This is a genomic window from Aureimonas altamirensis (genome assembly GCF_023702225.1).
Classification (GTDB): Bacteria; Pseudomonadota; Alphaproteobacteria; order Rhizobiales; family Rhizobiaceae; genus Aureimonas; species Aureimonas altamirensis_B.
Window position 1 is genome coordinate 256,279 of the sequence record NZ_JAMQCO010000007.1, and the last position, 20,526, is coordinate 276,804.

Consider the following 20,526-nt stretch of genomic DNA (forward strand, 5'->3'; position numbering starts at 1 on the left):
GCCGGGCATGTCCACCCCATCCGCAACCAAGGTCCTGCCGCTGGCCGCAGGGCTGCTGACCGCCGTCATCGCGTTCTCGTCCAGCTTCTCGGTCATCGTTCAGGGCCTTCGCGGTGTCGGCGCAACCCCGGCGCAAGCCGCCTCCGGCCTGCTCGCACTTTCGGTCGTCATGGGCCTGTGCAGCATCGTCTATTCCTGGCGCACGCGCATGCCGATCTCCATCGCCTGGTCGACGCCGGGCGCGGCCTTCCTGGCCATCGCCGGAGTGCCGGAAGGCGGATTTGCGGCCGCCGTCGGCGCTTTCCTGGCAACGGGCGCACTGATCGTCCTGACCGGGCTCGTCCGCCCCCTCGGCCGCTGGATCACCGCCGTGCCCCGCTCTCTGGCCAACGCCATGCTGGCCGGCATCCTGTTCGACCTGTGCGCGGCTCCCGTTCGCGCACTTGCCGAAACGCCGCTGCAGGCGGGCCTGATCGTCGCGACATTCCTGCTGGTCGGCCTGTGGCGCCGGATCGCGGCGGTCCCCGTCGCGGCGCTGGTCACGATCGCGCTGGTCGTTCTGGGGCCGGGGGCGGCAGGCCTGCCGGGCGGCACTGACATAGCCGGGGCCGTGTTCACCATGCCGCAGTTCCATCTGTCGGCGATCATCGGCATCGCCTTGCCGCTCTACGTCATCACGATGGCGTCCCAGAACGTGCCCGGCCTGGCGATCATCAAGCTCAACGGCTACGATCCGGCACCCGGGCCCATCTTCGTCACCACGGGCGCGGCAACCATGGCGACGGCGCCGTTCGGTGGCTGCGCCATCAACCTGGCAGCCATCACCGCCGCCTTGTGCGCCGGGCCCGAGGCCGGCCCCGACAAGGCTCTGCGATATCTGTCCGGCATTTCGTCGGGCATCGCCTATATCGTCTTCGGCCTTGCGGCAGGCTGGATCGTCGCCTTTGCCGAACATGCGCCCCTGCTGATCGGCACGATTGCCGGACTGGCCCTGCTGGGCGCGTTCGCGGCTTCCGTCCAGGGCGCGATGGAGGATGCGGGCGAGCGGGAAGCAGCGGCCATCTGCTTCGTCGTCTCGGCATCCGGCGTCGCCTTCTTCGGCGTCAGCGCCGCTTTCTGGGGCCTCGTCGCCGGCGCGGCGGTCCTGCTGATGAAGCGCGCCGTCTCCGGAGGGGTGATTTAAAGCACCGGGGCGGACAGGTAGGTCGACAGTCCGACCAGCGCGCCTGCGCCCAGCACGGCGCCGATCAGCAGCCAGGCGGCCGCCATCATGAGCCCGGTACGGTCCTTCGCAGCCGGCGTCGCCATGGCATCCTGCAGGTCGGATGCGCTGGCGATGACCAGCTTTCCGCCCTCGCCCCGCGCCGCGACCCGGTCGGAAAGGGCCATGGCGCGATCCCGCTCGACCATCCGTTCGGCGACATATTCGGTCACCGCATCCACCATGCGCTGGACATCGGTGGATTCGGCCAGCGTCACCCGGCCGAGCCGCGTTTCCCGCAGGAAGCGATAGGTAATACGGTCGCGTGCCATCGAGATATGCGCCGTCCCGTCCACCCAGTAACGGGGCTGCGGCCCTTCCGACAGGGTGAAATCGAATAGGTCGTCCGTCGGCGGGACGGCCTCGGCCACCTCCCGCATCTCGTCGGCCAGGCTTCCAAGCCGCGCCTTCTCGGCCTCCCGGATATCGACGACGATGTCGGACCGCTGCGCTGCGGCGATCTTTGCCGCGCGGACGGCATCCGCCAGTCTGCGCGAGCCCTTGGCAACCGCGATATCGTGTTTCAACTCGGCCATGTCGCAACTCCGATGCATTCCGCATTCCGGAGGGCATTAGACACCGGCGCTCGTTAAGAAAGTGCGACGGCGGGCTTCAGGCCCGCCGCCGCCATGCGGATCACGCCGCCTTCGCGGCCCGCTGTGCAAGGATGGCGCGATTGGCGGCCGCCACGATGGCCTTCAGGGAAGCGGCCACGATATTGTGGTCGATTCCCGCGCCGAAGACGCGTCCGCCGGGATACTCGATCTCCATGTAGGAGATCGCCGTCGCGTTGGAGCCGCGCTGCAGCGAGTGCTCCGAATAGTCGGCGACGGACATGTCGATGCCGGTATGGCGCGACAAAGCGTCGATGAAGCCGTCGATCGGCCCCGTGCCCCGCCCTTCGATGCGGACTTCCTCGGTGCCTTCGCGGATCACCGCTTCCACCAGGCGCTCGGTGCGCGAACCACCATCCGAGCGGGTCATGTGCTCGATGAAGGACAGGGGTGCGTCGGGCTGGTCGACATAGGCTTCGAGGAACTCTTCGTAGATGCGGCGCACCGGCAATTCCTTGCCCTCGATGTCCGTGATGCGCTGGATCTCCTCGCGGAACTCGATCTGCAGGTTGCGCGGCAGGTTCAGGCCGTAATCGGCCTGCAGGACATAGGCGATGCCGCCCTTGCCCGACTGGCTGTTGATCCGGATGATCGCCTCGTAGCTGCGCCCGACATCCTTCGGATCGATGGGCAGATAGGGAACCTCCCACAACGGCTTGTTGGCCGACTTCGCCGCCTTCATGCCCTTGTTGATGGCGTCCTGGTGCGAGCCGGAAAACGCCGTATAAACAAGTTCGCCCACATAGGGGTGCCGCTCGGGAATGCGCAACTGGTTGCAGTATTCGTAGACATCCTTGATGCGGTTGATGTCCGATACGTCCAGCTCTGGGTCCACGCCCTGCGTGAACATGTTCAGCGCCAGCGTGACGATGTCCACGTTGCCCGTGCGCTCGCCATTGCCGAACAGGGTTCCCTCGACGCGATCCGCCCCGGCCATCAGGCCCAGCTCGGTTGCGGCGATGGCGGTACCCCGATCGTTATGCGGATGCAGCGACAAAATGATCGCCTCGCGATTGTCGAGGTTTCGGCTCATCCACTCGATCTGGTCGGCATGGATGTTGGGCGTCGACATTTCGACCGTCGCCGGCAGGTTGAGGATCAGCCGGTTCTCGGGCGTCGGCTGCAGGACTTCGGTGACGGCGTTGCAGATCTCCAACGCGAACTCCAGCTCCGTCCCGGTGAAGCTTTCGGGCGAGTACTGGAAGCGGAAGCCACCCCCGGCCTTGTCCGCCATCTCGGCGATCATCCTGGCGGCGTCGACGGCGATCTGCTTGATGCCGGCCCTGTCCTTCTGAAACACGACGCGGCGCTGCAACTCGCTGGTGGAGTTGTAGAAGTGGACGATCGGATGGCGCGCGCCCTCGAGCGCCTCGAAGGTGCGGGCGATCAATTCCGGCCGGCACTGCACCAGCACCTGCAGGGATACGTCATCGGCCACGCCGCCTTCTTCCACGGCCCAGCGGGTAAAGTCGAAGTCGGTTTGCGAAGCGGACGGGAAACCGATCTCGATTTCCTTTAAGTTCATGTCCTTGAGCAAGGCGAACATGCGCGCCTTGCGCTCGTGGCCCATGGGGTCGACGAGCGCCTGGTTGCCGTCGCGCAGGTCCACCGAGCACCAGATGGGCGCGGTCTCTATGCGACGTGACGGCCACTGCCGATCGTTCAGGTCGATGGAAGGATAAGGCTGATATTTCTCGGCGGCACGGGTCATGACTGGCCGGCTCGTGCGGGCGGTATGGGACATGTTTCTTGCCTTCTCAAGGGGCTGCCGGGCCGGCGATCCTCCGTGCCGGCGGGAGCCTGTCGGATTGATGTTCCTGATTTTCTGAGGGGACGTGTACGTCCATCGAACGCCGGCTCCGACCGCCGGGCGTCCCTCTCAACGGGCCCGACGACCGCCGCTAAGGAGAAGAAGAAGGCCGAGACCGGCAGACGCGAAAACGCCGGCGTTGCCGCCAGACCTTTCCATTCCGTGTGCCGCGTGAATCGTCATGGCTGCAAATTGCTTCGCCTCCGGCGCAAAAGCAAGCCCCTTGTGGTTATGCTTTCACAGGACCGGCACCCCGGTCTGCTTCGCCTCTTCCTCGGGCTCGACATGGATCAGGACGCGCGCCGCCGGGAAGCCTTCCTGCAGGGCATCCTCGATCCGGTCGCAGATGGCATGGGACTCGCCCACCGTCATGGTGCTGGGCACAACCATGTGGAATTCGATGAAGAAGGCGGGGCCGGCATGGCGCGTCTTAAGGTCGTGCACTTCCAGTGCACCGTCGGCCCGCTGCGAGATGATATCGCGAACCAGGTCCAGTTCCTGCGGATCCATGGCCTGGTCCATGAGGCCCGAGAGCGAGGAGGTGACCACCTTCACCCCTTCGCGCAGGATGTTGAGCGCCACAAGTGCTGCCATCAGCGGGTCGAGGATGTGCCAGCCCGTCGCCACCGCCAGGAACAGCCCCGCCAGAACGCCGACCGAGGTGAAGACGTCGGCCATGATATGCCGCCCGTCGGCCACCAGCGCGGGCGACCGCCGCGCCTTGCCCTGCCGCAGCAGGAACAATGCCCAGAAGGCGTTGATGGCCGTTGCGACGGCATTGATGGCCATGCCCTTGAAGGGCGTGTCCAGCGTGCGCGGCTCCAGATAGGCTCCCCATGCCTCGCGCAGGATCAGCAGCGCGGCGACGGTGATGAGGACGCCCTCCAGGACGGCCGAGAAATATTCCGCCTTGTGGTGTCCGAAGGGGTGGTCGGCGTCGGCCGGGCGCGCGGAGACGTTGATGGCCCACAGCGCCGCCAGGCTGGCGACCACGTTGACGACGGACTCCAGCGCGTCCGAGTACAGGGCGACCGAGCCCGTCACCAGGAAGGCAAGGTATTTCAGCCCCAGCACCACCACGGCGACGACGATTGTCGTCATGGCGATCTGGTTGGCGGTCTTCAGTTGCACCACGCCGACGCCCTCCGGCCTAAGCAGCCTTGACCCTGACCTTGCGCGGCAGGTTGGCGACGATGTTCTCGATCATGCGCATCCCGGCTTCGCCGCCGAGGCTCATGATGCTTTCGGGGTGGAACTGGACCGCGGCCACAGGCTCGCTGCGATGCTCGAAAGCCATGACGATGCCGTCGTCCGTTTCGGCCGTCACGTCGAAATCGCGCGGCAGACGCACCGGGTCCGCGAAGATCGAGTGGTAGCGTCCCACCGTCACCTCCGAAGGCAGCCCGTCGAAGATCACGCCCGGCCGGTTGACGCGAATGCGCGATGGCTTGCCGTGCACGGGAACGTGCAGGGTGCGCAGCGTACCGCCATAGGCTTCCGCCAGGGCTTGCAGGCCCAGGCAGACGCCGAAGATCGGCAGGTTGCGCCGGCGCGACGCGTCGATCGTGGCGCGGCAATCGAAATCGTCCGGGTTGCCCGGCCCCGGCGAGAGCACGACGAGGTCGGGCTGCACGCGGTCGAAGATTTCGGCGGGCACGGGCGTGCGTACGGTCGTCACCTCGGCGCCCGTCTGCCGGATGTAGTTCGCCAGCGTGTGCACGAAGCTGTCCTCGTGGTCCACCAGCAGAACGCGCACCCCCTCGCCCACGGGCACGCGGGCCGCCTGCTCGGGGCGGACAGTGTCGGCCCCCGCCTCGCGGATGGCAGCCAGGAAGGCCGATGCCTTCAACTCGGTCTCGGCCTCTTCCTCCTCCGGGTTGGAATCGTAGAGCAGGGTAGCGCCGGCGCGCACCTCGGCGATGCCGTTGCGCAGGCGGATGGTGCGCAGCGTCAGCCCGGTATTCATGTCGCCGTTGAAATGCATCATGCCCACCGCCCCGCCATACCAGGCGCGCGGGCTCTTCTCGTGGCTTTCGATGAAGCGCATGGCCCACAGCTTGGGCGCGCCCGTCACCGTCACGGCCCAGGCATGCGACAGGAAGGCGTCCATCGCGTCCATGCCGTCGCGCAGGCGTCCCTCGATATGGTCCACGGTGTGGATCAGTCGCGAATACATCTCGATCTGCCGCCGGCCGATGACGCGGACCGAACCCGGCTCGCAGACGCGGCTCTTGTCGTTGCGATCGACATCGGAGCACATGGTGAGCTCCGACTCGTCCTTGCGGGAATTCAACAACTTGAGGATCTGCTCGGAGTCGGAGATCGCATCGTCGCCGCGGCGGATCGTGCCGGAGATCGGGCACGTCTCCACCCTGCGTCCGCTGACGCGCACGAACATTTCCGGGCTCGCGCCGATCAGGAATTCGTTGTCGCCGAGATTGATGAAGAAGGAATAGGGCGACGGGTTGATCGCCTTCAGCCGGCGCGATACGGCGGACGGCGCCGTCCGGCACTCTTCGTAGAAGGTCTGGCCCGGCACGACCTCGAAAAGGTCGCCGCGCATGAACTTCTCCTTGGCGCGGCGCACCAGGCGCGCATATTCGCCGGGCTCGTGGTCGCCCCGCGCAGGCGCGGCTTCCGCCGCGCGGTAGGGCGCGTCGGGGCCGCCACCAGGCAGCCCTTCCGTGGACAGGCCGTCCCTGGAAAACTCGAAACTGTCGATATAGGCCGTCGCCGAATAATGGTCCGCCGTGTGCACCTCGTCCGGCAGGAACAGGACGAGGTCGCGCTGGTCGTCCGGCCGGGCCAGATGCTGCGTCACGGGGTCGAACTGGAAGGCGAGGTCGTAGCCGAAGGCGCCGTAGAGCCCGAGATCGCCGTTCTCGTGGGACTTGAACAGCTGGACGATGAGCCGCAGGACCGAGAAGACGGTCGGCATGCGCGAGCGCTCTTCCTCGGTGAAGGCGCGGTCCGGCTCCTTGACCGTCAGGTCGATGCGGCCACCCTCGTGCGTCATGGCGGCGATATCGGCATTGCCGTCGATGGCCGGCTGGATCAGGCTGACGAGCACTTCGCCGCGCGGGTTCAGCGCCTCGATCCGCATCCTGCGGCCGCTGGCCGTGATGACGACCGGCGGATCCACGATCGCCGTATCCCAGCGCGTATAGCGGCCCGGATACTCGTAATTGGACGAGAAGACGGCGCCGCGCCGCGTATCTAGCCGGTCGATCACCGGGTCGATGGCGCCGGCATATTCGATCGGCTTGCGCCGGCGGGTTATGGTAACGCCGCCCTCCGTCACATAGCTTTCCGTGACCTCGGACTGACTATCCAGGCTCATCCTCGCCTTCCCTTCGCAAAAAGCCTCGGCGGCGGCACAAACGAAAAAGGCCGCCGGTTTCCCGTGGCGGCCCATCTGATCGAACACACGAATGGTCGTCGGCCGCCGTCAGCGAGCCTGCCACCAAAGCCTGTCGTTCGCGCACATCATGTTCATGGGCAAAGCGTTAGCGCCTGCCGGCCCGGCGCGCAAACGAAAAACGATGCGCGCCCGAACTTGCCTTTGCTTTGCAACTCCAAGTCTTCAGGAGAGGCCTTCGACAAGGCCGTCGAGGCCCAGCGAGATATGCTCCGCAGCCGGCACGCGCGGCAGCCCCGGCATGGTCAGGATATCGCCGCAGATGACGACGACGAACCCCGCTCCGGCCGACAGCCTGACATCGCGGATATGCACGATATGCCCCTCGGGCGCGCCGATCAGCGCCGGATCGGTCGAGAAGGAATAGGGCGTCTTGGCGAGGCAGACCGGCAGATGGCCGAAGCCCGCCGCCTCGAACCGCTCCAGTTCCTTCATCACCTGCGGCTCGGCCGTCACCGCCCGGCCGCGATAGATGCGGCGCACGACGGTTTCGACCTTGTCGATCAAGCTGAGCTCGTCGGCATAGATTGGGGCGAACTCGGCGGTGCCGCCATCGGCCAGGGCCGCCACCTTCTCGGCCAGCTCCAGGATGCCGGAAGAGCCTTCCGCCCAATGCCGGCACACGACGGCCTCCACCCCCATGCGCGCCACATAGGCCTTGAGGGCATCGAGCTCGGCCGTGGTGTCCGTTCCGAAATGGTTGATCGCCACGATGACGGGTACGCCGAAGCCGCGCACATTCTCGATGTGGCGGCCCAGATTGGCGGCGCCCTTGCGCAGCGCCTCGACATTCTCGCTTCCCAGCGCCGACCGGGCGACGCCGCCATTCATCTTCAGTGCGCGCACGGTGGCCACGATCACCGTCGCGTCGGGGCGCAGGCCGGCCATGCGGCACTTGATATCGAAGAACTTTTCCGCGCCGAGATCGGCGCCGAAGCCGGCTTCGGTGACGACGTAGTCGGCCAGCTTCAAGGCCGCCTTCGTGGCCACCACGGAGTTGCAGCCATGGGCGATATTGGCAAAGGGGCCGCCATGCACGAAGGCCGGGTTGTTTTCCAGCGTCTGGACGAGGTTGGGCAGCATCGCGTCGCGCAGCAGCGCCGCCATCGCGCCGGTTGCCTTCAGGTCGCCGGCGGTGACGGCGCTTCTGTCGTGGCGATAGCCCACCACGATACGGCCCAGCCGGGCCTCCAGGTCGGCAATGTCGGCGGCAAGGCATACGATGGCCATGACTTCCGATGCGACGGTGATGTCGAAGCCGGTCTCGCGCGGCAGGCCGTTGGCCGGCCCGCCGAGGGATACGACGATATCGCGCAGCGCACGGTCGTTCATGTCCACCACACGCCGCCAGACGACGCGGCGTGGATCGAGCCCCAGTGCGTTGCCCCAGTGGATATGATTGTCCACCATTGCCGCCAGCAGATTGTGCGCCGAGGTGATGGCGTGGAAATCGCCGGTGAAATGCAGGTTGATGTCTTCCATGGGCACCACCTGCGCCCTTCCGCCGCCGGCCGCGCCGCCCTTCTGGCCGAAGCAGGGGCCGAGCGAGGGCTCGCGCAGGCAGATCGCGGCCTTGCGGCCAATGGCGTTCAGCCCGTCGCCGAGGCCCACCGTCGTCGTGGTCTTGCCCTCTCCGGCGGGCGTCGGATTGATCGCCGTCACCAGGATGAGCCTGCCGTCGGGGCGACCGGACAGCCCGTCCAGAAACGCGCGCTCCACCTTTGCCTTGTCGCGCCCGTACGGCACCAGCGCCTCGTCGGGTATGTCCAGGCGCGCCGCCACCTCGGCGATCGGCCGCTTGGAAGCCGCCCGCGATATTTCGATGTCGGATGGAAATGCGGTCACGTCGAATCCCCTCGAAGGTCGGGCCTGTCGCTTTGCGGCGCACCATAATGGCCGGGCGCCGCCGCGCCAACCGCTGGACAAAAAACCTGCCTGCCGTAGGTTTGTCACATTCCGGAAAGCAACAGGGAGGTCAAAGACCCCGTGGAATGGATCACCAGTCACAAGATCCCGATCGGCCGCTACGGCGAAGACGGGTTCGATTGGCTCATCGGCAACTTCCTGCCCTTCTTCGACGCCCTCAGCGCCGGCCTCTCGGCGATCATCGGCTGGATCACCTACGCACTCGAGACGCCGCCGCCCCTCGCCGTCATCGCGGCCTTCGCGCTGTTCGCTTTCGTCATGCGGCGCACCATCGCCGCCCCCCTCATGACCGCACTGGGCCTCATGCTGATCGTCAACCTCGGCTATTGGCGCGAGACGACGCAGACGCTGGCGCTGGTTCTCTCGGCCACGGCGGTCTGCATGGCCATCGGCGTGCCGCTGGGCATCCTGGCGGCGCGCCGGCAGTGGATCTACAACGTCATGCGGCCGGTGCTGGACCTGATGCAGACCATTCCGACCTTCGTCTATCTCATTCCCGCGCTCATCCTGTTCGGCCTCGGCACCGTACCGGGCCTCGTCGCCACCGTCATCTTCGCCCTGCCCGCTTCCATCCGGCTGACGCGGCTGGGTATCGTATCCACCCCGGCGCAACTGCTGGAAGCCGGGGACGCGTTCGGCGCCACGGGGTTGCAGCGCCTGTTCAGCATCGAGATTCCCAACGCGCTGCCGCAGATCATGGCCGGCCTGACGCAGACGATCATGCTGTCGCTGTCCATGGTGGTCATCGCCGCGCTGGTCGGCGCGCCGGGGCTCGGCGTGCCGGTCCTGCGCGCGCTCAACACGGTGGATATCGCGCGCGGGCTGGAGGCCGGGCTGGCCATCGTGATCCTCGCCATCATCCTCGACCGTTTCTTCCGCATCGACGAAGGAGGCAGCCGATGAAGCCCATCGTCTCGTTCCAGAATGTGAGCATCGTCTTCGGCGACGGGGAAAAGCGCGCCCTCGAAATGGTGGACCAGAACAAGTCGCGCGCCGAAATCCGCGAGGCCACCGGTGCGACGCTCGGCGTCGCCAACGCCACGCTGGACATCCATGAGGGCGAAATCGCCGTGCTGATGGGGTTGTCCGGATCGGGCAAGTCCACGCTGATCCGCGCCGTCAACGGCCTGGCGCCCGTCTCGCGCGGGCGGGTAGTGGTGGATACCGGCAAGGGCGCGGTCGACATCCAGTCCGCGGGCTCGCGCCGGCTGCGCGAATTGCGCCGCCACGAAGTGGCGATGGTCTTCCAGCAATTCGCTCTGCTGCCATGGCGCAGCGTCGTGGACAACGTCGCGCTCGGGCTGCAATTCGCCGGCGTCTCCAGGGCGGACCGTCGTCGCCAGGCGATGGAGAAGCTGGAGATCGTCGGCCTGCAGGATTGGGCGCACAGCCGCGTCGGCGAGTTGTCGGGCGGCATGCAACAGCGCGTGGGACTGGCCCGCGCCTTCGCCACCGACGCGCCCGTCCTCCTGATGGACGAACCCTTTTCGGCGCTCGACCCGCTCATCCGCGCCAAGCTGCAGGACGAACTTCTCGAAAGCCAGGCCAGATTCAGGAAGACGATCATCTTCGTCAGCCACGATCTGGACGAGGCGTTCAAGCTGGGAAACCGCATCGCCATCATGGAAGGCGGACATATCGTGCAGGTGGGCACCGCCAGCGAGATCGTGCGCAATCCGTCCGGCGACTACGTGGCGGACTTCGTCGCCCATGTGAACCCGATGAACGTGCTGACGGCCGAAGACGCGATGGTTTCGATGCAGGGCGCCTCCCTTGAGACGCCGCTCGCCTCGGCGGTCAGCCGCGAGACGCCCCTGCGCCGCGTGATGGAAACGTTGCACAGGCGCGGCGGCGAGGTTCTGGTGTCCGACAAGGGCCATGTCGTCGGCCGCGTCGGCGCTTCCGAGGTTGTCGCGGCGCTGGTGCGCGAGCGCGCCTCAACCAATGGAGAGGCGGCGGCGTGAGGTGATGGGCGAGCCCTTCGCGGCGGCCCGCGCCTCGGCTGTCGCCAGGGGCTCCGACGCCACCATCATGTGATGGGCATTGGCATGCAGCAGCGTCCTTGCGTCCCGCATGATGCCGACATGCCCTTTCCAGAAGACCAGGTCGCCGCGCCGCATCGGTTCGCCGGGCGCAAGCGGCGCGCCTGCTTCCGCCTCCTGCATGTCGGTGTCGCGCGGAAGGGCCAGGCCAGCCATGCCGGCCGCCAGCTGCACCAGGCCCGAGCAGTCGATGCCGAGGGCGGATTTGCCGCCCCAGAGATAGGGCGCGTTCATCAGCCCCTCGGCGATGCCGACGAAGTTCGCGCCCGGAGCGTCGGCCACCGGCCGGCAATGGCGTGCCACGACGGCGCCGAAGGGCTGCACGAGGACATACGCCCCGTTGACGTCTTCGGCCGTGCCGGCGGCGACTATTCCCGCGCCCATGGTGAGGCCACCCAGAGGCGGCCGCTTGATGTCCGGCCCCGGAAAGACGAGCGTGCGCGGCGCGGTGACAATGTGCGTCGGTGCGGCGGCGTCGAAGGCGACGACCTCCGACGGCATCCAGCCGACATAGCGGTCCGACGCCAGTTGCACCCACATCCAGCCTTCGCCCGTATCCTCGAACACGGTCAGCGCCTCGCCGCAAAGGGCCTCCGTTTCCAGCGGCGCATCCGATGCCGGACGCCGCCGCAGAGGCGCCAGCGGCGCGATTATGCGGGCCGGGCGGCCATCGACGAACCGCTCCGCAGTGACCTGCCCTTTCAGGCGCGCGTCGGCCAGATCGGGTCGGGCGGCGTTGCGACGCCGGTCGAGGGTCATCGGCCGTACCGGTCCAGGATGACGGACGACAAGGCGCGGATGCACTGCGCTTCGCCGCCGATGCCGCCCCATGCCACGGCCTTCGGACGCCAGCCGAACACGTCGAAATGCACCCATGCCCGGGCCCGCTCGACGAACCCCTGCAGGAACAGCGCCGCCGTCACCGACCCTGCGAAACCATCGGTCGTGACGTTGTTGATGTCGGCCACCCGGGAGGACAGGTTGGCGGCATAAGGCGTCCACAGCGGCATGCGCCACATCGGGTCGGCCAGTACGGCCGCAGCCCGGGCAAGCTCGGCGGCCAGTTCCTCGTCGTCGGTGTAGAAGGGCGGCAGGTCCGGCCCCAGCGCCACCCGCGCCGCGCCCGTCAGGGTGGCCATGTCGACGAGCAGTTCGGGCGCCTCCTCGTCGGCAAGGGCCAGCGCGTCGGCCAGCACCAGGCGCCCTTCCGCATCGGTATTGCCGATTTCCACCGTGCGGCCCTTGCGGCTGGCAAGCACGTCGCCGGGCCGGAAGGCATCGCCGGAGATCGAATTCTCCACCGCCGGAACCAGGACGCGCAGGGCGATGTCGGCGCGCCCCGCCATCAGCATGCGCGCCAGGCCCAGCACATTGGCTGCCCCACCCATATCCTTCTTCATCAGGAGCATTCCGGATGCCGGCTTGATGTCGAGCCCGCCGGTATCGAAGGCCACGCCCTTGCCGACCAGCGTGATGCGCGGCGCATCGTGCCGGCCGAAGCGCATGTCGATCAGGCGCGGCGCTCGCGTGCTGGCCCGCCCCACGGCATGGATCATCGGCAGGTTCGCCGCCAGCAGCGCATCGCCCGTCGTCACCTCCACAGCCGCGCCGAATTCGGCGGCAAGATCGCGCGCGGCGCTTTCGAGCGCATCGGGGCCCATGTCGTTGGCGGGCGTGTTGATGAGGTCGCGCACCAGCGCGATACCCTCGTAAAGCCGAATCTCGTGGCCGCCCGAGCCCGCGACGTCGAGTTGCGGCCCGTCCGGCGCCGCCTGGCCCTTTCGGCGGTAGCGATCGAAGCGATATCCCCCCAGCCGGAAGCCCAGCGCGGCAAGATCCGGGTCGAGCTCGCAGTCCAGCCGCCAGCGCCCCGCCGGCAGGGCCGTGGCCAGCGCGCCGGTCAGCAGCGATGTCGCGGCGGACGCCTCCTTGCGGGCCCCGAGGCCCAGCACCGCCGCCGCCAGCCCCCCATCCGTCCCCGGCACCAGCAGCACCTCGCCGGGCCTTGCCGCAAATCCCGTCGCGCGCACCCAGCCGCGGGCGGTCTCGGGCAGCCCGTCCCTGTCTTCGGCGTGGACGGCGTGGACAGGGCGAATCGCATTCTGATCGGACATGATGGCTTCCAGACGTGTCAGTTCGGTGCGGGCACCCGGCCCGTGATCACATGGGTCATCCGCGCGAGGCTTCGCGTCAAGGGGTGGTCCGGCGCGGCCTCCGCCAGCATGCGCCCCCGGGCGGACGCGCCCGCAAACAGCGACGGTGCGTAGGGCAGCGCCGCCAGAAGGTTCAGCCGCCCCGGCTCGGCGAAATCGGCTATGGGGATTTCGTGCGCCTTCGCCGCCCCCACCTGGTTGATCACCAGCCAGGGGCGCGGCAGCGCCGGCTCCAGCGTTTCCAGCGCATCGACGAGGCCCGCGACGTTGCGAAGCCCGGCAAGGTCGGGCGTCGTCGTCACCACGACGGCGTCGGCGGACTTCAGGTGGTTGCGGATGGTGGCGTTCCAGCCATGCGGCACGTCCATCATCACGATTCCGGCGGCCCGGCGCGCGGCATCCAGAGACTGCGCAAGGGCGCGCCCGGACGGATCCGCGCGCCAGTCGTGCGGCAGAGCCAATAGCGACAGGCGCTCGCTGCAGGCGATCAGCCCGGCATCCTGAGGCGACAGGTCGAAGTTCAGCGCCGCCGTGCCGAAGGCGGGATCGAGGTCGGCCAGCACGACCTTGTCCTTGAACAGGCGCGCCGACAGGAAGGCGAGGTTCTGCGCCAGCATCGACGAGCCCGCCCCGCCCCGCGCGCCGATGAAGGCGATGCTGCGCGGGCGGCCGGCCGCAGGCTCCGCCGGTTCCATGCGCGCCAGCGCGCCGACGATGTCCGCAACATCCACCGGCTGTGACAGGTAGCCCGACACCCCCCGGCGCATCAGCTCTCGATAAAGGTCGACGCTGGAGGCATTGCCGATCACCAGCACCCGCGTCTCGGGGTCGCAGACCTCGGCCAGATCGTCCAGCGCGTGAAGCAGATCTTCCGGCGCATCGTCAGACTGCAGGACCAGGAGGTGCGGCGTCGGACGCCCGGCATAGAAGCGTTCGGCCGCCTCGATGCCGCCCATGCGCACCCGCACCGTCAGCTGCGACAAAACCGGCGCCTCCGCTGCGCGGCGCAGGCACGCAGCCACGCGCTCGTCCGCGCAGAAGGCGTGGAGCAGCAGTGGCGGAAGCCTGGGCACGACCCTGCCGCCTGCGGCGGTGCGCGCCTCTCCCGATGTGCCGGCGGAGTGCATGTGCGGCAGAGCGTCCCCGTGCTACGCGATACGATACGGGCGGTGCGAGCCGCCGGGCGCCATCCTGCGGCCCAACCGATAAAGGGTGCATTAACGCGGCGGGCCCATCTCGCTATGAAGGGACGGAAAGAGCTTTCGGAGTATACAAGCATGGGGCGCGCGCTTCTCATCGTCATGGATTCGTTCGGCATCGGCCAGGCGCCCGATGCCGGCGCCTATGGCGATCTCGGTGCGGATACCTACGGTCATATCGCAAAGGCCGCAGCCCTTGGCGGGGCCGACAGGCCCGGCCTGCGCGAAGGGCCCTTGCGCCTGCCCAACCTCGTCGCGCTCGGGCTGGACGCGGCCGCGGGCCGTGGCGAGCCCGCATCGCTGCGGGGCCGCTACGGATCGGCATCGGAGGTGTCGCGCGGCAAGGATACGCCCTCCGGCCACTGGGAGATCGCCGGCGTGCCCGTGCGGTTCGACTGGGGCTACTTCCCGCGCACCATTCCGGCACTGCCGGCCGCGCTGACTGCCGTTCTCGTTCAGGAGGCCGGCCTTCCCGGCATTCTCGGCGACAGGCACGCCTCGGGCACCGAGATCGTCGCGGAACTCGGGGCCGAAAGCATCACCAGCGGCAAGCCCATCGTCTATACTTCGGCGGACAGCGTTCTGCAGATCGCGGCGCATGAGGAGCATTTCGGGTTGAACCGGCTCTATGGCCTTTGCGCCATAGCGCGCCGACACGTCGACGCGCTGCGGATCGGGCGCGTCATCGCGCGGCCTTTCACCGGCACGCCGGCCGCCGGCTTCACCCGCACGGCAAACCGGCGCGACTATTCCGTCCCGCCCCCCGAACCGACCCTGGCCGACAGGGCCGTCGCCGCAGGGCGGCAGGTCATCGGCGTCGGCAAGATCGGCGATATCTTCGCGCATCGCGGCATAACCGAAGTGCGCAAGGGGGCGGGCAACATGGCGTTGTTCGATGCCATGCTCGGGGCGATGGACGATGCCCGCGAGGGCGACCTCGTCTTCGCGAATTTCGTGGATTTCGACATGCTGTTCGGTCATCGGCGCGATGTCGCAGGCTATGCCGCCGCACTGGAGGCGTTCGATGCACGCCTGCCGGACCTGTTCTCGCGCCTGCGCCCCGGAGACCTCGCCGTCATAACGGCGGACCACGGCTGCGACCCGACATTTGCCGGCACCGACCACACGCGCGAGAACGTGCCGATTCTGGCTTTCGGCCCAGGGATCGAGCCCGGCGCCATCGGCCACCGCGACAGTTTCGCCGATATCGGCGAAAGCGTCGCCGCCCATCTCGGCCTTGCGCCGGGCCGCCACGGACACAGCTTCCTTTTGAACCCGGCGCAAGCGCCGGCTTGGCGCGGAGGCCGCCAGGCTTTAGATCAGGACGGACAGACCGAACCACCCGCACGAGGTTTCATGACAGGCGTCACCGTAGTCGACCATCCGCTCGTCCAGCATAAGCTGACGTTGATGCGCAAGAAGGAAACCTCGACGGCCAGCTTCCGCCGCCTGTTGAGGGAGATCTCCACGCTGCTCTGCTACGAGGTGACGCGCAACCTCGACCTGACCACGACTCGCATCCAGACACCCATGATGGAGATGGAATCGCCCATTCTGGAAGGAAAGAAGCTTGTCTTCGCTTCCATCCTGCGTGCCGGAAACGGCCTTCTGGAAGGCATGCTCGACCTGGTTCCCGCTGCGCGCGTCGCGCATGTCGGCCTCTACCGCGACCACGATACGCTGGAAGCGGTGGAATACTACTTCAAGGCCCCGGAGGATCTCGGCAGCCGGCTCGTCATCGTGGTGGACCCGATGCTGGCCACGGCCAATTCCGCCATCATGGCCATCGACAAGCTGAAGGAGCGCGGGGCGCGCAACATCCGCTTCCTGTGCCTGCTGGCCGCCCCCGAAGGGATCGAGCGGTTCCGCGCCGCGCATCCCGACGTGGACGTATTCACCGCGTCCATCGACGACGGCCTGAACGAGAAGGGCTACATCATGCCCGGCCTCGGCGATGCCGGCGACCGGATGTACGGCACCAAATAGGGGCCGTCAGGTCATGCGCGCCAGCACCGGCGCGCTTGCCGCCCCCACCTCGCCGGACAGGCGATAGGCGCCGCGCAGCCGCATGGCGGCCTCCGCCGCCGCTGCCTCGCTGCGCGCATGCACGACGGCAAGCGGCTGGCCGCGCTCCAGCCGGTCTCCGAGGCCGGCAAGCTCCGTCAGGCCCACGGCATGGTCGACGGCATCCTGCGGGCGCGTGCGCCCGCCGCCCAGCGCCACGACGGCAAGGCCGACCGCCCGCGTGTCGATGGCGGCGACGGTTCCGGGCTCGTCCGCCGTCACCGCCAGCCGAACCGGCGCGGACGGAAGATAGCGATCCATCCGCTCGATGAAATCCGAGGGCCCGCCCAGTGCGGCGACCATACGGGCGAACCGCTCCGCGGCCATGCCGCCATCCAGCGCCCGGCGGGCCCTGGCCACGCCGTCGGCCGGACCTTCGGCCAGGCCGGCCAGATCCAGCATCTCGCCGGCCAGCGCCAGCGTGACCGCCTCCAGCCGCGCATCGCGCCGCTCGCCCGTCAGGAACCGCACCGCATTGCGCACCTCCACCGCGTTTCCGGCGTCGCGCGCCAGCGGCTCGTCCATGCCGGTCAGCAGCGCGCGCGTCGGCATGCCGGCGCCATTGGCGACGTCCACCAGGCTGCGCGCCAACGTTTCGGCATCGCCCCTTGCCGCCATGAAGGCGCCCGAGCCGCATTTGACGTCGAGGACGAGCCCCTGCAGGCCGGCCGCCAGTTTCTTCGACAGGATCGAGGCCGTGATCAGCGGCACCGATTCCACCGTCGCCGTCACGTCGCGGATGGCGTAGAGGCGCTTGTCGGCCGGCGCCAGACGCCCCGTCTGGCCGATGATGGCGCAGCCGACTTCGGCCACGGTGCGACGGAANGACAGGATCGAGGCCGTGATCAGCGGCACCGATTCCACCGTCGCCGTCACGTCGCGGATGGCGTAGAGGCGCTTGTCGGCCGGCGCCAGACGCCCCGTCTGGCCGATGATGGCGCAGCCGACTTCGGCCACGGTGCGACGGAACGTCGAATTGTCCGGCGCGACGTCGTAGCCCTCGATCGACTCCATCTTGTCCAGCGTGCCGCCCGTATGCCCGAGCCCGCGTCCGGAGATCATCGGCACGGCCGCGCCACAGGCGGCCGCGATGGGCGCAAGCATCAGCGAAACATTGTCGCCGACGCCGCCCGTCGAATGCTTGTCGACGACGGGCCTGTCGATGCCGCTCCAGTCGAGCACGTCGCCGGAATCGCGCATGCTCATCGTCAGGGCCACCGTTTCGTCGCGGCGAAGGCCATTGAAGAAGACGGCCATGGCGAAGGCGGCGGCCTGCCCCTCCGTCACGCGTTCGTCGGCGAAGCCCGCGATGAAATCGCGGATTTCGCTAGCATCCAGCACGCCGCCATCGCGCTTGCGGCGGATGGTTTCCTGCGGCAGTCCGGCCATCAATAGGGCCCTCGGACTTCGGGAGCCGGCTTTCCTTCAGCAACCGCAAGAAGATCGACCAGCAGGCTGGACGCTCCCAGGCGGAAGGTCGCAGGGCCGACCCAGCCGGCACCCATCGTAGTCTCGGCCATCTCGAAATAGCGCCGCGCCGCGTCGAAGCCGCGGATGCCGCCGGAGGGCTTGATGCCGGCTTGCCGGCCGGCCTGGCGCAAGACATCCAGCATGACGGCCACCGCTTCGGGCGTCGCGCCCGTGCGCGTCTTGCCGGTGGAGGTCTTTATGAAATCCGCCCCGCCCTGCAGCGCTACGCGCGCCGCCAGGGCAACCGCGCCAGCGTCGGGACGCTCCCCTGTCTCCAGAATCACTTTCAGGATGCGTCCCGCGCAGGCATCCCGCATGGCGGACACCTCGGCCACGGTCGCCTCCCGGCTGAGGACGTAGTCGATTTCGTCAGCACCGTCGGCAATGGCCTGCGCAGCCTCTTCGGCAGACGCCTGCACATCCGCCTTACCCGACGGAAAATTCACCACGGTGGCGATGCGGAACCGCCCTCGTGCAAGCCTCTGCGCATGGGCGACGAAGCGCGGCCAGATGCAGATCGCCGCAACGGGCCCGCAGGGCGTCTGCGCTCGTTCGATCAGGGCGGCGACATCGCCTTCGCTGCAGCTTTCGTTCAGGTCCGTGAGGTCGAGACAACTCACGAGGAGGCGGGCGAGATCCGGATATTGCATCGGGAATCACATCTCCGGCAGGGCTTTGTGCAGGATGGCGGCCAGTTTCGCCCCGCCGATCGGGGCGGCCTCCTTCGTATGGGCGTGCGACAGCGGCGTATCCGCCAGCCCGGCGCCCAGATTGGTAATCACCGATGCGGCAACGACCTTGAGCCCCAGATAGCGGCACAGGATGGTTTCCGGCACGGTGGACATGCCCACGGCATCGGCGCCCAGGCGCCGCGTCATGCGGATTTCGGCCGGGGTCTCGAAGGACGGGCCGGCAAACCAGGCGTAGACGCCGGCGTGCAGGGCAATGCCCAGCGCCTCCGCCGCATCCAGCAACCGGCCGCCGAGGGCCGGATCGTAGGCGTTCGTCATATCCACGAAGCGGCGGTCGCCGAGGCTGCCCGTCAGCGGGTTGGCGCCTGCAAGGTTGATATGATCCTCGATCAGCATCACGTCGCCCGGCTCCATCGCCGGGTTCACCGCGCCGGCGGCGTTCGTCTGGATTACGGTCTCCACCCCGGCGTCGCGCAGGGCTTCCAGCACCGGCCGCATGGCGGCGGCATTGCCCGTTTCGTAATAATGCGCCCGGCCGGACAAGAGGCACACGGGTACGCCCGCAAGCGTGCCCGAGACGACTGCGCCTGCATGGCCGGAAACGCCGGCTGCCGGAAACCCGTCCAGATCGGCATAGGCGATCCTGCGCTCTACCGTGACGAGGCTTTCCAGCGCCGCCAGACCGGAGCCGAGAATCAGGGCGATGCGCGGACGATTTGCAAGGCGGGACGCGAGTGTCACAGGGCGTCCGCCGCAAAGCCGCGTGGGAAAAGATCCTCGAGAAGGAGCGTCTCGACGACGCCGTCCACAGGATCGCAGAGATAGACGCGCGTATCCGGCGCACCGAACTCTGCGATGCGCTGCCGGCAGCCGCCACAGGGCGTGCAGGCCCGAAGCCTTTCGGCCACGATGGCGATCTCGTCGATCCGTCCGCCGCCGTCCATCACCATATGCGCAATGGCACTGGTTTCGGCGCACCAGCCTTCGGGGAAGCTGACCACCTCGACATTGCAGCCGGAAAAAAGCCGTCCGTCCGTGGTGCGCAGGGCCGCGCCCACGGGAAAACGCGAATAGGGTGCATGCGCCTTGCGCATTGCAGACCGGGCCATGCCGAAGAGATCCGCGCTCATGCCATCCTTTCGCTGTTGGTGGCGCCGGGCGCCGTCGTCACGAAGACTTACAGCATCGTCGCGGCATGCTCTATACAAGCTTGCGAACAGGGAGTTGACGATGTCGCAGACACAGATGCCCGGCCGCCCGCGCCGGACCGACTATGCCCATTTCATCGAGGTGCCGACCCGCTGGTCGGATAATGACAGCTACGGCCACCTCAACAATGCCGTCTACTATTCCTACTTCGATACGGCCGTCACGCGGTTCCTGATGGAGATCGCGCCGCGCGTCGACGGCCCTTTCCCAATGTTCTTCGTGGTGGAGACGGGATGCCGCTATCTGGCCGAAGCGGCCTATCCGGACATCCTCACGCTCGGCATCCGCATCGGCAAGCTGGGCACCTCGTCGGTTCGCTACGAGCTCGGCGTATTCAGGGAAAAGGGCGAGGAAGCCGTTGCCGAAGGGCTCTTCGTCCATGTCCACATAGATCCGCAGGCCCGCCGGCCGGCGCCGCTTGGCCCGGCGCTGCGCACCCTTCTGGAGACATATGTTCGATGACTGACAGGATCGCCGAACTCGAGATGGCCCTCGCCCATCAGGCTCGCATGGTGGACGAGTTGTCGGGCGAGCTGGCGCGTGCCTTCACGCAGATCGAGCGGCATGAAAAAGCGTTGAAGGAGCTGGCCGAGCGATTCCTCGCACTGGAGGACGTGGCGACGCCGCGGCCGGAGGTCACCCGGCCGCCGCATTACTGACCGCAGCGG

Annotated in this window: 18 protein-coding genes and 1 pseudogene; 7 read left to right on the plus strand and 12 right to left on the minus strand. The window is 67.7% G+C overall.

Annotated features, from left to right (window positions below):
- Window positions 1-7: 7 nt before the first annotated feature.
- The gene (locus NDN16_RS13605) at window positions 8-1,183 is read left to right on the plus strand and encodes a benzoate/H(+) symporter BenE family transporter (protein WP_251114117.1); all 1,176 of its coding nucleotides are present in this window, start codon (window positions 8-10) and stop codon (window positions 1,181-1,183) included.
- Here the strand turns inward: NDN16_RS13605 and NDN16_RS13610 are convergent.
- The 5 genes from NDN16_RS13610 to NDN16_RS13630 all read right to left on the minus strand — a co-directional run bounded on the left by NDN16_RS13610 (window position 1,180) and on the right by NDN16_RS13630 (window position 8,948).
- A complete protein-coding gene (locus NDN16_RS13610; RefSeq protein WP_251114118.1) occupies window positions 1,180-1,797 on the minus strand; it encodes a hypothetical protein in 618 nt (205 codons plus the stop codon). The two genes, NDN16_RS13605 and NDN16_RS13610, sit on opposite strands and share 4 nt — an antisense overlap.
- A gap of 100 nt (window positions 1,798-1,897) precedes the next feature.
- On the minus strand, window positions 1,898-3,586 hold the full coding sequence (gene leuA, locus NDN16_RS13615) for a 2-isopropylmalate synthase (RefSeq protein ID WP_251114119.1): 1,689 nt from the start codon (window positions 3,584-3,586) through the stop codon (window positions 1,898-1,900).
- A 336-nt stretch (window positions 3,587-3,922) separates the two neighbouring features.
- Window positions 3,923-4,786, minus strand: coding sequence for a cation diffusion facilitator family transporter (locus tag NDN16_RS13620; RefSeq protein WP_251114162.1), 864 nt, complete (start codon window positions 4,784-4,786; stop codon window positions 3,923-3,925).
- A gap of 49 nt (window positions 4,787-4,835) precedes the next feature.
- The gene (locus NDN16_RS13625) at window positions 4,836-7,025 is read right to left on the minus strand and encodes an anthranilate synthase (RefSeq protein WP_251114120.1); all 2,190 of its coding nucleotides are present in this window, start codon (window positions 7,023-7,025) and stop codon (window positions 4,836-4,838) included.
- Between the two features lie 243 nt (window positions 7,026-7,268).
- On the minus strand, window positions 7,269-8,948 hold the full coding sequence (locus NDN16_RS13630; protein WP_251114121.1) for a formate--tetrahydrofolate ligase: 1,680 nt from the start codon (window positions 8,946-8,948) through the stop codon (window positions 7,269-7,271).
- Between the two features lie 141 nt (window positions 8,949-9,089).
- Between NDN16_RS13630 and choW the strand changes: the two genes are divergently transcribed.
- A complete protein-coding gene (choW, locus tag NDN16_RS13635; RefSeq protein ID WP_251114122.1) occupies window positions 9,090-9,932 on the plus strand; it encodes a choline ABC transporter permease subunit in 843 nt (280 codons plus the stop codon).
- A complete protein-coding gene (gene choV / locus NDN16_RS13640; RefSeq protein ID WP_251114123.1) occupies window positions 9,929-10,993 on the plus strand; it encodes a choline ABC transporter ATP-binding protein in 1,065 nt (354 codons plus the stop codon). Before choW ends, choV begins: the two co-directional genes overlap by 4 nt.
- Here choV and NDN16_RS13645 read toward each other — a convergent pair.
- From NDN16_RS13645 to NDN16_RS13655, 3 genes are read right to left on the minus strand one after another with little or no spacing between them, the layout of a single operon-like run.
- A complete protein-coding gene (locus tag NDN16_RS13645) occupies window positions 10,967-11,830 on the minus strand; it encodes an NlpC/P60 family protein (RefSeq protein ID WP_251114124.1) in 864 nt (287 codons plus the stop codon). The two genes, choV and NDN16_RS13645, sit on opposite strands and share 27 nt — an antisense overlap.
- Window positions 11,827-13,185, minus strand: a complete 1,359-nt coding sequence (locus NDN16_RS13650; protein WP_251114125.1) for a leucyl aminopeptidase family protein — start codon at window positions 13,183-13,185, stop codon at window positions 11,827-11,829. The genes NDN16_RS13645 and NDN16_RS13650 overlap by 4 nt, the downstream gene beginning before the upstream one ends.
- Before the next feature lie 17 nt (window positions 13,186-13,202).
- On the minus strand, window positions 13,203-14,351 hold the full coding sequence (locus NDN16_RS13655) for a CtpF protein (protein ID WP_251114126.1): 1,149 nt from the start codon (window positions 14,349-14,351) through the stop codon (window positions 13,203-13,205).
- A gap of 150 nt (window positions 14,352-14,501) precedes the next feature.
- Between NDN16_RS13655 and NDN16_RS13660 the strand changes: the two are divergent.
- Both NDN16_RS13660 and upp read left to right on the plus strand, forming a co-directional pair.
- Window positions 14,502-15,692 (plus strand): annotated as a pseudogene (locus tag NDN16_RS13660) (phosphopentomutase); the annotation flags it as partial.
- 87 nt (window positions 15,693-15,779) lie between these two features.
- Window positions 15,780-16,409 carry a uracil phosphoribosyltransferase gene (gene upp, locus NDN16_RS13665; RefSeq protein WP_285292685.1) on the plus strand — a complete coding sequence of 210 codons (630 nt, stop codon included), beginning with the start codon at window positions 15,780-15,782 and terminating at the stop codon, window positions 16,407-16,409.
- A gap of 6 nt (window positions 16,410-16,415) precedes the next feature.
- Here upp and NDN16_RS13670 read toward each other — a convergent pair whose 3' ends face one another.
- From NDN16_RS13670 to NDN16_RS13685, 4 genes are read right to left on the minus strand one after another with little or no spacing between them, the layout of a single operon-like run.
- Window positions 16,416-17,876 carry a thymidine phosphorylase gene (locus NDN16_RS13670; protein ID WP_251114127.1) on the minus strand — a complete coding sequence of 487 codons (1,461 nt, stop codon included), beginning with the start codon at window positions 17,874-17,876 and terminating at the stop codon, window positions 16,416-16,418.
- A complete protein-coding gene (gene deoC / locus NDN16_RS13675; protein ID WP_251114128.1) occupies window positions 17,876-18,607 on the minus strand; it encodes a deoxyribose-phosphate aldolase in 732 nt (243 codons plus the stop codon). Before deoC ends, NDN16_RS13670 begins: the two co-directional genes overlap by 1 nt.
- Window positions 18,608-18,613: 6 nt before the next feature.
- On the minus strand, window positions 18,614-19,390 hold the full coding sequence (locus NDN16_RS13680; protein WP_251114129.1) for a purine-nucleoside phosphorylase: 777 nt from the start codon (window positions 19,388-19,390) through the stop codon (window positions 18,614-18,616).
- On the minus strand, window positions 19,387-19,779 hold the full coding sequence (locus NDN16_RS13685) for a cytidine deaminase (protein WP_251114130.1): 393 nt from the start codon (window positions 19,777-19,779) through the stop codon (window positions 19,387-19,389). Before NDN16_RS13685 ends, NDN16_RS13680 begins: the two co-directional genes overlap by 4 nt.
- A gap of 100 nt (window positions 19,780-19,879) precedes the next feature.
- Here NDN16_RS13685 and NDN16_RS13690 point away from each other — a divergent pair, with 100 nt between their 5' ends.
- Together NDN16_RS13690 and NDN16_RS13695 are read left to right on the plus strand one after the other, a co-directional pair.
- The gene (locus NDN16_RS13690; protein ID WP_251114131.1) at window positions 19,880-20,320 is read left to right on the plus strand and encodes an acyl-CoA thioesterase; all 441 of its coding nucleotides are present in this window, start codon (window positions 19,880-19,882) and stop codon (window positions 20,318-20,320) included.
- Window positions 20,317-20,517, plus strand: coding sequence for a SlyX family protein (locus NDN16_RS13695; RefSeq protein ID WP_251114132.1), 201 nt, complete (start codon window positions 20,317-20,319; stop codon window positions 20,515-20,517). Before NDN16_RS13690 ends, NDN16_RS13695 begins: the two co-directional genes overlap by 4 nt.
- The last annotated feature ends 9 nt before the right edge of the window (window positions 20,518-20,526 follow it).